Origin of the sequence: Rhodococcus sp. 27YEA15, assembly GCF_049739425.1 — a bacterium.
Classification (GTDB): domain Bacteria; phylum Actinomycetota; class Actinomycetes; order Mycobacteriales; family Mycobacteriaceae; genus Rhodococcus_F.
Genome location: NZ_JBMHHW010000002.1, coordinates 446,900 through 459,775, shown reverse-complemented (window position 1 = coordinate 459,775; position 12,876 = coordinate 446,900). Strand labels below are relative to the sequence as shown.

Annotated in this window: 10 protein-coding genes and 1 pseudogene; 3 read left to right on the top strand and 8 right to left on the bottom strand. The window is 63.4% G+C overall.

Going from position 1 to position 12,876, the window contains the following annotated elements; all coding sequences use genetic code 11:
* Positions 1-33: 33 nt before the first annotated feature.
* Positions 34-1,776 carry an FAD-dependent oxidoreductase gene (locus tag ABH922_RS27150; protein WP_424810027.1) on the top strand — a complete coding sequence of 581 codons (1,743 nt, stop codon included), beginning with the start codon at positions 34-36 and terminating at the stop codon, positions 1,774-1,776.
* Between the two features lie 94 nt (positions 1,777-1,870).
* On the opposite strand, the gene ABH922_RS27145 is transcribed toward ABH922_RS27150, so the two are convergent.
* The 6 genes from ABH922_RS27145 to ABH922_RS27120 all read right to left on the bottom strand — a co-directional run bounded on the left by ABH922_RS27145 (position 1,871) and on the right by ABH922_RS27120 (position 7,659).
* Positions 1,871-2,149, bottom strand: coding sequence for a DUF3263 domain-containing protein (locus tag ABH922_RS27145; protein ID WP_424810129.1), 279 nt, complete (start codon positions 2,147-2,149; stop codon positions 1,871-1,873).
* Positions 2,150-2,179: 30 nt separating this feature from the next.
* A complete protein-coding gene (gene dmpG / locus ABH922_RS27140) occupies positions 2,180-3,211 on the bottom strand; it encodes a 4-hydroxy-2-oxovalerate aldolase (protein ID WP_424810128.1) in 1,032 nt (343 codons plus the stop codon).
* Positions 3,208-4,152 (bottom strand): acetaldehyde dehydrogenase (acetylating), encoded by a 945-nt coding sequence (locus tag ABH922_RS27135; RefSeq protein WP_424810329.1) that lies wholly within the window; start codon positions 4,150-4,152, stop codon positions 3,208-3,210. The genes dmpG and ABH922_RS27135 overlap by 4 nt, the downstream gene beginning before the upstream one ends.
* A 5-nt stretch (positions 4,153-4,157) precedes the next feature.
* The gene (locus tag ABH922_RS27130; protein WP_424810127.1) at positions 4,158-4,961 is read right to left on the bottom strand and encodes a 2-keto-4-pentenoate hydratase; all 804 of its coding nucleotides are present in this window, start codon (positions 4,959-4,961) and stop codon (positions 4,158-4,160) included.
* Positions 4,962-5,050: 89 nt separating this feature from the next.
* Positions 5,051-6,133 carry an ABC transporter ATP-binding protein gene (locus ABH922_RS27125; protein WP_424810126.1) on the bottom strand — a complete coding sequence of 361 codons (1,083 nt, stop codon included), beginning with the start codon at positions 6,131-6,133 and terminating at the stop codon, positions 5,051-5,053.
* A 164-nt stretch (positions 6,134-6,297) separates the two neighbouring features.
* Entirely contained in the window at positions 6,298-7,659 is a 1,362-nt protein-coding gene (locus ABH922_RS27120) for an FAD-binding oxidoreductase (RefSeq protein ID WP_424810125.1), read from the bottom strand.
* A gap of 237 nt (positions 7,660-7,896) precedes the next feature.
* On the opposite strand from ABH922_RS27120, the gene ABH922_RS27115 reads away from it, so the two are divergent.
* Both ABH922_RS27115 and ABH922_RS27110 read left to right on the top strand, forming a co-directional pair.
* On the top strand, positions 7,897-8,322 hold the full coding sequence (locus tag ABH922_RS27115) for a GlcG/HbpS family heme-binding protein (protein ID WP_424810124.1): 426 nt from the start codon (positions 7,897-7,899) through the stop codon (positions 8,320-8,322).
* Positions 8,323-8,693: 371 nt separating this feature from the next.
* Positions 8,694-10,044, top strand: a pseudogene (locus ABH922_RS27110) (IS30 family transposase).
* Positions 10,045-10,054: 10 nt separating this feature from the next.
* Here the strand turns inward: ABH922_RS27110 and glpK are convergent.
* Both glpK and ABH922_RS27100 read right to left on the bottom strand, forming a co-directional pair.
* Complete coding sequence (gene glpK, locus ABH922_RS27105; protein WP_424810123.1) at positions 10,055-11,569, bottom strand: glycerol kinase GlpK; 1,515 nt, start codon at positions 11,567-11,569, stop codon at positions 10,055-10,057.
* An 18-nt stretch (positions 11,570-11,587) separates the two neighbouring features.
* The gene (locus ABH922_RS27100; RefSeq protein ID WP_424810122.1) at positions 11,588-12,766 is read right to left on the bottom strand and encodes an ABC transporter substrate-binding protein; all 1,179 of its coding nucleotides are present in this window, start codon (positions 12,764-12,766) and stop codon (positions 11,588-11,590) included.
* Positions 12,767-12,876 lie beyond the last annotated feature (110 nt).

Here is a 12,876-nt window from a genome sequence, read left to right as displayed (position 1 = left end):
TTCGGCCGGTACTTACAGGTAGGGAAAATTGTTGTGGCTTATGTGATTACCCAGGCATGTTGTAACGACGCCTCCTGCGTGGCCGTGTGCCCCGTGGACTGTATCCACCCCCGACCCGACGAACCCGAATTCACCACCGCGGAAATGCTCTACATCGACCCGAACACCTGCATCGACTGCGGCGCCTGCTTCGACGAATGCCCCGTCGACGCGATCACCGAAGAACACGCACTCCGCGACGAACACCGACAATATCGCGCGATCAACGCCGACTACTACACACGCCACCCCATCACCGACAACCCACCCGAACCCGCCCACAAACACACCCTCGACCCGAACCTGGGCACCCTCCACGTCGCGATCGTCGGCACCGGACCCGCAGCCTGCTACGCCGCGATCGAACTGACCACCCACCCCCGCGTCGAGATCACCATGTTCGAACGCCTCCCCACCCCCTACGGCCTCATCCGCGCCGGTGTCGCCCCCGACCACCCCGGCACCAAAGCCGTCACCGACATCTTCCGCCTGACCATGGGCAAACGATCCGTCCACTGCCACTTCAACATCGACGTCGGCCACCACATCACCCACACCGAACTCCTCGAGCACCACCACGCTGTCCTCTACGCCGTCGGCGCCCCCGACAGCCGCCACCTCGACATCCCCGGCGAACACCTCCCCGGCTCCCACCCGGCCACCGACTTCGTCGCCTGGTACAACGGACACCCCGACCACACCCACCACACCTTCGACCTCACCGGCGAGCGCGCCGTGATCATCGGCAACGGCAACGTCGCCCTCGACATCGCCCGAATCCTGCTCACCGACCCCGACACCCTCGCCACCACCGACATCGCCGACCACGCCCTCCACGCACTACGCGCCGGCAACACCCGCGAAGTCGTCGTCATCGGCCGCCGCGGACCCGCCCACGCCGCCTACACCAACCCCGAACTGATCGCCCTCGGTCAACTCCCCGACATCGACATCATCGTCGACCCCACCGACGCACTCCTGGACCCAGCCAGCCGCACCTGGATCGACGGACCCCACAGCGAACCATCCGAGAAACTGAAAGTCCACCAAATCGAACAATTCGCCGCCAAAGGCAACAACAACAGCACCGGCACCGGCAGTAGTAGCAGCGGTGGCGGGCGTAAACGCATCGTGCTGCGCTACCTCACCGCACCCGAAGAAATCCTCGGCGAACACCACGTCGAGGCCATCCGCCTGGTCCACAACGAACTCCTCCCCGACCCCGACCACCCCCACAGCCCCGACACCGCACCCACCCTCACCACCCACGCCACCGAACACACCCACACCCTGCCCACGAACCTGGTCCTCCGATCGATCGGCTACAAAAGCCGCCCCATCCCCGACCTCCCCTTCGACGAACACCACGCCATCGTCCCCAACGACCACGGCCGCGTCCTCGACCCCGACACCGGAACCCCCATCCCCGGCGTCTACGTCGCCGGCTGGATCAAACGCGGCCCCACCGGCGTCATCGGCACCAACAAACACTGCAGCTCCGATACCATCGACAAACTTCTCACCGACTTCACCCACGGACACCTCACCCCACCCCTGCACAACCACACCCACCTCCACACCCTGCTCACCGAACGCCAACCCGACCTCCTCGACTTCCCCGCCTGGCAACGCATCGACACCCACGAACGCACCCACGGCAAACAAACCGGCCGACCACGCACCAAAATCACCGACACCACCACCATGCTCGACATCGCCCACGGACCGACACACTGAACCCCCTGTTGCCAAAAATGCAGCTGCCGTTCAGATCTCGAATTGGATCTGAACGGCAGCTGCATCTCTTGAATTCAAGGCCATGTGGCAGCGGTCAACGGTGTCGAATGTATCTCGGGCCTTCCGGTCTCGCCACCGAGGACAGCAGCACCGAGCGAGCACACTGACGCAGCTTCAACTGACAGAATTGGCGCAGATCTCGCCGTTCATCGTATGCGAGTGCGAGCATGCGCGGACGCTCCAGGATGTCCAACACCCGCCGATAGAACACGTCCACCGTCATACCGAATTCGGGCAGAACCTGATCATCCGCTCCGCCGTACGGCTTCCACATCTGGACGAATTTCAGCATCTCGTTTTCGTAGGGATCCATGGATTCTCGTTTCTCAGTACGTGGTAGACCTCACCGTGAACCTGCCACCGACTCGGCCGCGTCGACCATCGAAAGTGCGATGTCGATGATCATGTCCTCCTGACCTCCGACGAGTCTGCGACGACCGCATTCGAGGAGGATGTCGCGCACCTCGACGCCGTACTGCTCCGACGCACGTTCGGCATGGCGCAGGAACGACGAATAGACGCCGGCGTATCCGAGCGTGAGGGTCTGCCGGTCGACCCGAACCGGTCGATCCTGGAGTGGTCGAACGATGTCGTCGGCAGCGTCCTGGAGATGGAAGAGATCGCACCGATGCTCGAATTCGACGAGATCGGCGACAGCGATGAATGCCTCGATCGGGCAGTTTCCCGCCCCCGCGCCCTGTCCGGCAAGCGAGGCATCGACGCGCCGAACTCCGTTCTGCACGGCGACAACGGAATTCGCTACCGACAGCGACAGATTCTCGTGAGCATGAATACCGATCTCGGTGGTATCGTCGAGCACATCCCGGTAGGCACGGACGCGAGCGACAACGTCGTCCATCACGAGTCGGCCACCGGAGTCGGTGACGTAGACACAGTGCGCACCATAGGATTCCATCAATTTTGCTTGCCGCGCAAGTTGTTCGGGCTCGGCCATGTGCGAGAGCATCAGGAATCCAGAGACATCCATGCCCAGGGTGCGGGCGGCATCGATGTGCTGAGCCGATATGTCGGCCTCGGTGCAGTGGGTGGCAATCCGAACGGATCGAACACCGAGTTCGTAGGCTCGGTTCAGATCGTGGATGGTGCCGACACCAGGAAGAAGCAGCGTGGTCAGCCTGGCATTACTGATGACACCGGCGGCAGCCTCGATCCACGCCCAGTCGGTATCCGATCCGGGACCGTAATTCACCGAACCGCCGGAAAGCCCGTCACCGTGGGCAACCTCGATCGCGTCGACACCGGCCGTGTCGAGCGCTGTGACGATGCGCGCGACATCGTCGGTGGACATACGATGCCGCACAGCATGCATACCGTCGCGCAGAGTGACGTCTTGAACGAAGATGGGGATACTCACGCGGGCGTCTCCTCGAGTGCGGCGATCCGTTCGGCCACCCGCACTGCGGCGGACGTCATGATGTCGAGATTGCCGGCATACGCCGGTAGGTAGTCTGCTGCGCCCTCGACTTCGAGGAATACCGAAATCTGATGTGTCGGCCTGGATCTGCCCTCGACGATTAGAGTTTCCACCGGCTGATCCGCAGGGATCTCGGTGATTTGGACGTCTTGTTTGAGCCGATAGCCGGGTACGTAGGCGGCGACGTCACCGACCATCGCCGCCACCGACTGCCGAATCGCATCGTGCACGGACTCGTCCGGGGTGTCCACGAGAGTGAAGACCGTGTCGCGCATGATCAGCGGCGGCTCGGCGGGGTTGAGAATGATGATCGCTTTGCCGCGTTCGGCGCCACCCACTCCGGTGATGGCTGCTGACGTGGTTTCGGTGAACTCGTCGATGTTCGCCCGAGTACCCGGACCCGCAGATCTCGAGGAGATGGAGGCGACAATCTCGGCGTACGCGACCGGAACCACTCGCGCGATCGCCGCGACGATCGGAATGGTCGCCTGCCCGCCACAGGTCACCATGTTCACGTTCGTGGCGTCGAGGTGCTCGTCGAAGTTCACCGCCGGGATCACGTACGGCCCGACGGCCGCCGGGGTGAGGTCTACCAGGCGAATACCGTGCGGTTGCAGCTGCGCGGCGTTCTTCCGGTGTGCTCCCGCGGACGTCGCGTCGAATACCAACTCGATCTCGTCGAACCCCGGCAGTGCCATGAGCCCGTCGACCCCGTCGTGGGTCGTCGGAACCGCGAGGCGGGCGGCACGGGCCAGCCCTTCCGACGCCGGGTCGATGCCGACCATCGCTGCCAACTCCAGATGCTCGCTTCGCATCACCTTGATCATCAAATCGGTGCCGATGTTACCCGACCCGATTATGGCGACTTTCGTAATGGCGATCTCCCCTATTCTTCGCTGAAGGTCACTTTGACCTTGCCTATTCCCGAGATCATTGCGGTGACAGTGCTTCCCGGACCGACCGGTCGCATGGCACCGAGTGCTCCCGAGAGCACGATCTCGCCCGCCCGGAGCGGGACCCCGAGGTCACGCGCTTTCCTGGCCAACCATTGAAGGGCTATCAGAGGATCACCCAGACACGCCGCACCGTTTCCCGTCGAGACGACCTCCCCGTCGATTGTCATCGACATCTCGACGTCCCGGGGTTCGAACTCGTCGAGACGCATACGCCGCGGTCCGAGTACGTACGCGCCGGCGGACGCATTGTCAGCAACCGTGTCCCCGAAGGTGATGTCCCAGTTGCGGATACGGCTTCCACAGATCTCGAGTGCAGCAACGGCATATTTCACGGCGCCTCGCACCTGTGCCAGGTCGAGATCGCCGTCGACGAGATCTGCACCGAGGGCGAATGCGACCTCCGCTTCGACACGCGGCTGGAGAACTGCACCGATCGCGATGGTGTCTCCACCGCCGTACGCCATGTCGTCGAACAGCACCCCGAAGTCGGGCTGGCTCACACCGAGCTGACGTTGCACGGCCGTCGAGGTGAGACCGATTTTCCGGCCCACCGCAGTGGCTCCGGCAGCGATACGTTCGGATGCCAGTAGACGTTGGACGGCATACGCGGACGTCACGTCGTCACTGCCGATGAGATCACGTACCGGTGGTCCCGGGCGGCCTGACCGCGCCGCGTCACGAAGTCGATCTGCCGCAGCGACGACGTGCGCGTGATCTTGCGCAATAGCTGTCATGTCTTCACGATCTCCTTCTTCGATGGAAGCGTCCTCACCGATGTTCCGCCCGGCGGTACACCGGTGAGGAACTTCGGTATCGCCCGAACTCATGCGCTCAGGCGCGCACCGGTTTCGGTGTCGAACACGTGTACGTGGCGCGGATCTGTCGTGACGAAAATCGTGTCGCCCTTACGTACCGAATCGCGGCCGTGAACGCGGACGATAACGTTGCCGGGAGTGCCCTCGACTCCGCAGGAGCCGTAGACGAACGCGTCCGATCCGAGTTCCTCGACAAGGGTGACCCGCACCGGCAGACCGCCCTCGCTCGGCGCCACGATGCGCCACACCTCGGGGCGGACACCCACGGTGATGTTGCCCTTCATCCGCTTGGCTGCGGTGGGATCGACCGGCACGACGTAGTCGCCGATCCTGGCTTGCCCCTCGACGGCGGTGGCCTCGAGTAGATTCATCTGTGGCGATCCGATGAAGCTCGCCACGAAGAGATTCACCGGACGATCGTAGAGATTCAGCGGGGTGTCGACCTGCTGAATTTCACCGAGTTTCATGACGGCTACGCGATCACCCATCGTCATCGCCTCCACTTGGTCGTGAGTGACGTAGACGGTGGTTACGCCCAGTTCCGCCTGCAGTTTGGCGATATCGGTGCGGGTCTGCACGCGCATCATGGCATCGAGGTTCGACAGCGGCTCGTCCATGCAGAACACCTGCGGATTACGCACGATCGCGCGGCCCATCGCGACACGCTGCCGCTGACCACCCGAGAGCGCCTTCGGCCGACGATCGAGAAGATCCTCAAGGCCCAGGATATTGGCGGCTTCCAGGACCCGCGTCTGCCGTTCCGCCGGTGCGACTTTGGCCATCTTCAGCGCGAAGGCCATGTTCTCCGCAACGGTCATGTGGGGGTAGAGCGCATAGTTCTGGAACACCATCGCGATGTCCCGGTCCTTCGGCGGAACTCGCGTGATGTCCCGGTCTCCGATGAAGATCTTGCCGTCGTTGACCTCTTCGAGCCCTGCCAGCATCCGCAGCGTCGTGGACTTGCCGCACCCGGACGGTCCGACGAGGACCAGGAATTCGCCGTCCTCGATCTCGAGGTCGATGCCGGGAACGGTGGGCTTGTCTGCCCCCGCATACCAGCGCTGGGTCTTCTCGAACGTCACTGTTGCCATGGTTGTTTCTCCGTTTCTTCACCGGCAGGTACGTGCCGGACGATCCTCAGTGAAGCGACCCGCATCATGTGCGGGGCAGGTCGGAACTCGTGACTTCCGCATCGCCGACCTTGATCCGAGTTGCCGTCGACGGCAACGCATCGTTCCGGAAATCGGAACGCCGCTCAGAAACCCGAGCCGGGGTTGAGGATTCCCTGCGGATCGAGAGCGTCTTTGATCTTCCGGTTGAGCGCCAACACCTCCGGGCCCAGATAATCGGCAAGCCACGGGCGTTTCAACCTGCCGACGCCGTGTTCGCCGGTAATCGTTCCGCCCAGTGACATCGCCAGCTCCATCACCTCGCCGTACGCCTTCTGCGCGCGTTCGGCCATGTCCGGATCGGCGGGGTCGAACACGATCAACGGATGGGTGTTCCCGTCACCGGCATGCGCGATGACAGCGATGGTGACGGCGCGGTCGGCGGAGATGCCGGCGATCCCGGAGACGAGCGCCCCTAGCTGCGGGAGTGGTACTCCGACGTCCTCGAGCAGGAGAGTTCCCGTCCGTTCGACAGCCGGGATCGCCAGCCGGCGGGCGACGACGAACGCCTCCCCTTCTGCCGCGTCGGCAGTGGTGAAGACCTCGGTGGCATTGTTCGTCGCGCACAGCGACGCCATCAACTCGCATTCGGTACCGGCGTGCCCGGCCGGCTCGTCGGATTGAACGATCAACATCGCTGCGGCCTCGCGATCGAGCCCCATCTTCGTCATGTCCTCGACCGCGTTGACGGTGGGGCCGTCCATGAATTCGAGCATTGAAGGCCGTAGCCGCCGCGAGATCGCCAGAACAGTGTTGGTTGCATCGTCCAAGGTCGAGAACGTCGCAACGAGCGTCGCCGGAGGTCGCTGCTTCGGTATCAGCCGCAGCACGATCTCGGTGACGATTCCCAGCGTTCCTTCGGAGCCGACGAACAGTTTGGTCAACGACAGGCCCGCCACGTCCTTGAGCCTCGCACCGCCGAGACGGACTACGGTGCCATCAGCGAGAACGACGGTCAATCCGAGAACGTAATCGGTTGTGACACCGTATTTCACGCAACACAGGCCACCTGCATTGGTAGCTATGTTGCCGCCGATCGAACAGATCTCGTACGACGACGGATCCGGCGGGTACCAGAGATCGTGCTCGGCGGCAGCGGCTTTCACCTGAGCGTTCAACAGCCCGGGCTGAACAACTGCCGTTCGGGTGACCGGATCGACGGTGATCGTCGTCATCCGCTCGGTCGAGACCACCAGGCAGCCGGACACCGCCGAAGCGCCGCCGGACAATCCCGAGCCCGCACCGCGCGGTACGACGGGGATACCGTGTGCCGTCGCGAATCGCAGCGCCGCCTGCACGTCCTCGGTTGACCCGGCACGCACCACAGCCAGCGGCACACCTGCATCGGGGTCGTTGGCGCGATCCCAGCGGTACTTGTCCATCCGATCCGGATCGGTGACGACGACGTCGTCGCCGAGTTCCGCTACCAGAGCGTCCAGATGCTTCATGTTGTGTCGATCCCTCTCGTCGGTCCGGTCTCGCTGTCGATCACGACGTTCCTGGGGACCACCGTTCGCCACGACTCAAGCGGTCACACCTGCCCTGCGCCAACGAAAAGTTCCGGCATCCAGAACACCTCTGAGACATCGCGGCCACATCGCTGAACAATGACTGCTGCCTCACCACGAAGATTCGGCAGCGATCCATTCGAAGCCGAACATGAAGAACTGGAATGGAACTCAGAAATGAACCTTTCTCTCGCCCACTCCCGGACCATCATCGCCGGAGCCCTGGCAGCCGCGAACACTGCCAAGATGAAGCCGCTGACGATCGTCGTCCTCGACGCCGGTGGCCACGTCCTCGCGGCCGAGCGCGAGGACGGCTCGTCCAACAAACGCTTCGACGTCGCCTACGGCAAAGCCCACGGCGCCGTCTCTCTCGGGGTGGGCTCGCGCGCGCTGATGACGCGCGCCGAACAGCAACCGTCGTTCATCGCCGCCGTCACTCACTCGGTCGGCGCATTGGTCCCTGTTCCCGGCGGAGTTCTCATCAAGGACACGGACGGAACCTTGCTCGGCGCGGTCGGAGTTTCCGGCGACACCTCCGATAACGACGAAGAAGCCGCGCTGGCCGGCGTGACGTCCATCGGACTGATGGCCGACGCCGGTTGACCGCAGATCGTTCGCGCTCCTACGACCGAACCTGAAGTCCCGGTGCGAAGTCGCGGCGCTCGGTTTCACAGGGTCGGTGACGTAGGGAGGCCCACGCCGACCTACGGCACCCGAGCTCGCGACGCAGCCCGCACCATGGTTCTCGGCTACCTCGACCTCAACGATGCGCCAGTACCTGCGGGTATCACTATCTGTTGGATCGAGGCCGCCACATAGCCGCATCATTCATAGAGACTCACAAGCAAAGGGCGGATTCAACAGGTCGTCGCAACACCGCGTTCAAGGAGGTGCACGATGGGACGTGGTGGGAAGCAGATTCCGGAGGTGCCTTCGGGTGCGCGGCGGCAGCGGGCAGAGCATTGCGACCGCCGATGCGTTCACCCGGGCGGCCTGAGGCCTCTCGTGCGGTGCAGCGGGACTTCTGGCGGCGGATCGCCTCGGGCGTGACGCCCGTCGAGGCGTCGGAGGCTGTTGGCGTGTCGTGACCGGTCGGAGTCCGCTGATTCCGCCACGCCGGCGGGATGCCGCCGATCAGCCTGGACGAGCCCACGGGCCGCTATCTGTCGTTCGCCGAGCGTGAGGAGATCGCGCTGCTGCGCGCCCAGGACATCGGCGTCCGCGAGATCGCCCGCAGGATCGGGCGCGACCCGGGAACGATCTCACGTGAACTTCGCCGCAACGCGGCGACCCGAAGCGGTAAGCATGTCTACCGGGCGCTGGTGGCACAGTGGAAGGCGCAACAGTCCGCGAAGCGTCCGAAGACGGCGAAGCTACTGGACGACAACAGATTACGTGAGTACGTGCAGGAGCGGCTCGTTGGGATCGTTCGGCGTCCCGACGGCACGATCGTCACCGGGCCTCAGGCGCCAGTGTGGAAGGGGTTGAACAAGCCTCATCGGCAGGACAGACGTTGGGTGTCGGCGTGGAGCCCGCAGCAGATCTCGCAACGCCTGAAGGTCGACTTCCTCCGATGATGAGTCCATGCGCATCAGCCATGAGGCGATCTACCAGTCATTGTTCATCGAGGGCCGTGGCGCACTCAAGCGGGAGTTGGTCGCGTGTTTGCGCACCGGCCGCGCGCTGCGGGTCCCTCGGGCGCGGTCACAGAACAAGCCGCAAGGGCATGTCACCGCGGATGTCGTCCTCTCAGAGCGCCCCGCAGAAGCCGCCGATCGCGCCGTTCCGGGGCACTGGGAGGGGGACCTGATCATCGGGACCGGCCGGTCCGCGATCGGCGCGCTCGTCGAGCGCAGCAGCCGATCCACAATCCTCGTTCATCTTCCTCGGCTGGAAGGCTGGGGCGAGAAACCAGCCGTGAAAAATGTTCTGTTGCTTGTCGGTTACGGGGCCATCGCGATGAACGCCGCTCTGACGGCCTCGATGACGCAGCTCCCCGGACAGCTTCGCAAGACCCTGACCTGGGACCGCGGGAAGGAGCTCTCCGGGCATGCTCAGTTCGCGCTCGATACCGGCACGAGAGTGTTCTTCGCCGATCCGCACTCTCCCTGGCAGCGACCGACGAATGAGAACACGAATGGTCTACTGTGCCAGTATTTTCCGAAGGGAACTGACCTTTCGCCCTGGTCCGCCGAGGACCTTGAAGCTGTCGCCCTTGCGCTCAACAACCGCCCCCGCAAGTCCCTTGACTGGAAGACGCCCGTCGAGGTTTTCGACGAACAACTATGCTCGCTTCAACAGCCTGGTGTTGCAACGGCCGATTGAACTCGCCAAGTCAATCGCCCACGTCCACCCAGCCCATGGTCTTCTCGACCGCATTCTTCCACTGCGACTGTCGGCGTTCCCTATCCCCCGGCGAGGAGTGCGGCTCCCAGCGCCGGGACTCGTTCCAGTTGGCGACGAGCTCATCGGTGTCGGCCCAGTATCCGACCGCGAGGCCGGCGGCATAGGCCGCGCCTAGGGCCGTGGTTTCCGCCACGACGGGACGGCTGACCGGAACTCCGAGGACGTCCGCCTGAATCTGCATGCACAATTCGTTGGCGGTCACTCCTCCGTCGACTCGCAGGATTGTCAGGTCGAGACCAGCGTCGGCGATCATGGCGTCGACGACGTCCTTGCTCTGCAAGCAGATGGCTTCGAGTGCGGCGCGGGCGATGTGGGCGCTCGTGTTGTATCTCGACAGCCCGACGATGATGCCGCGCGCATCCGAGCGCCAGTACGGTGCGAACAGTCCGGAGAACGCCGGAACGAAACAGACCCCGCCGTTGTCGTCCACCGATGCCGCCAAAGCTTCGACGTCACTGGCGGAATCGATGATTCCGAGTTGATCACGCAACCACTGGATCGACGATCCGGTCACGGCAATGGAGCCCTCCAGCGCGTAGACAGCAGGGGCGTCGCCGAACTTGTAGGCGAGCGTCGTCAATAATCCGTTTGCGGATCTGACGATCTCAGTACCGGTGTTGAGCAGCAGGAAGTTTCCGGTTCCGTAAGTGTTCTTGAGCTGACCGGGCTCGAGGCACACCTGACCGACCAGGGCTGCGTGTTGATCGCCGAGATCACCGGCGATCGCGACTGCCCCTTTGAACGGACCGTCCACTTCGGTGTACCCGTACACCTCGGACGAGGACTTGATTGCGGGCAGCATCGAACGCGGAATGTCGAAGAGCGCCAACAGTTCGTCGTCCCACATCAGTGATTCCAGATCCATGAGCATGGTACGGCCGGCGTTGGTCACGTCGGTGACGTGCAGACCGCCGTCGGGGCCGCCGGTGAGCCACCAAATCAACCAGGAGTCGACGGTGCCGAAGATTGCGTGGCCGGCGTCGGCGTCGGCTCGCACGCCATCGACGTTTTCGAGGATCCAGCGGACCTTGCCGCCCGAGAAGTACGGCGAGGGAGTCAGTCCCGACCGCTTGCGGATCACGGCGCTGTGCCCGTCATTGGTCAGTGCGGCGGCGATCTTGTCGGTTCGAGTGTCCTGCCACACGACTGCGTTGCAGTACGGTACGCCTGTGCGGCGATCCCATACGAGCGTCGTCTCACGCTGATTGGTAACGCCGATTGCGGCGAGATCTTTGGCGGTGATACCGGCCTTGCCCAGTGCCGCCGAGACGACTTCTTGTGTGGCCTGCCAGATCTCGTACGGATCGTGCTCCACCCACCCGGCGCGCGGCAGGATCTGTTTGTGTTCGCGCTGATGCTTGGCCACCTCGCGCCCGCAATGATCGAAGACCATGAATCGGGTACTTGTGGTGCCCTGGTCGATCGCACCGACATACTTGGTCATCAATGAGTCCTGGCCCGGCTAACCCACAACCGCACTGGCCGGAAACTGGCCGATACTGTTGTACGAAGCCACCTCGACGAAGTTGAACTGGTCAGGCGGAGACTTGAGAAGCAGCGAGGTCGAACTCACCGGCTCCCACACCTGCGGGAAGGTGAAATCAGGGCTTTCGAGCTTCCCCCGCAGCGCCTTGATCATGTCCACCGGATCGGTCGAGCCTGCTTTCGTGGCAGCGGCAGCGAATGCCTGCAACCCGGTGTATACGGTGGCCTGTGACTGAATCACGGAAATGGGGCCGGTTGCGGTGAGCGCTTCGATCATCGTGTCCCAGCCCTGCCCCGACACTGCGCCCTCGACCTGAGGATTAGCGGCCACCAAGACGACGTTCTTCTGATCGGACGGCGCGATCGCTTTGGCCGGGTTGGTCTGCGCGACAGGTGAATCGCCGATGGTGGGGATTTCCTCCATACCCGCTGCGGTGCGTGCAGAGAAGATGTACGAGGTAAGTGAGGTGTACGACTCGACAACCAGGTGGTCGATGCCCTTGTTCTTCAACGACAGCATGTTGGGCGTGACATTGAGCGATTTCAGGTTCACCGGCTCGTTGAACAGTGTCATGCCGGACCCGTCCATCGCCTCCTGGAAAGCCGGCCAGTCGACCAGCCCGACACCGTCGTTGGTGGTCATGAATCCGACGTTCTTGGCGCCTTCTGCTTCGAGCCGTTTCCGCATGGCAACATAGGGTGCCCGCTGATCGGACGCGAGCGAGGTGAGGTACGGGTACTTCTCGGGGTCTGCGAGCGGATCACCCGAGACGGTCATGACCAGGATCTTCTCCTCGTCGAGGATCGGCATCAACGCCTGCCCCTCGTCGATCGTGAAGAAGGTCACCAGATCGGGGCGCGATGCCACCAATTCCTGCTGGAGCAAGCTGACGGCCTGTGTGGCGTCGCTCTGATCGTCGACGACTTTGACCTCGACCTCACGACCGCCGATCCCACCGGCCTCGTTGATCACCTTCGCCGCCGCCTTCAATCCGATCACGTTCGCATTGGCGAACTCGGCGAAAGCCCCCGAAGTTCCGGTGATGACGAGCACTCGGAACCGGCCACCCGCATCGCCCGAACTCGCCGAGTCCGCGACCCCACAGCCGGTGAGTACCAGCAGAATTGCCAGGATGCCGTACATCACTCTGCGCACTGTCAAGTTCCCTTGTTTCTGCCGGCACCTGTCACGGCCGGGTGAGATTCAATGACGAACTACTGGGAATGGTGGACTCCGCCACGCTGCAAGGCGCGCCCCGGTGCCAC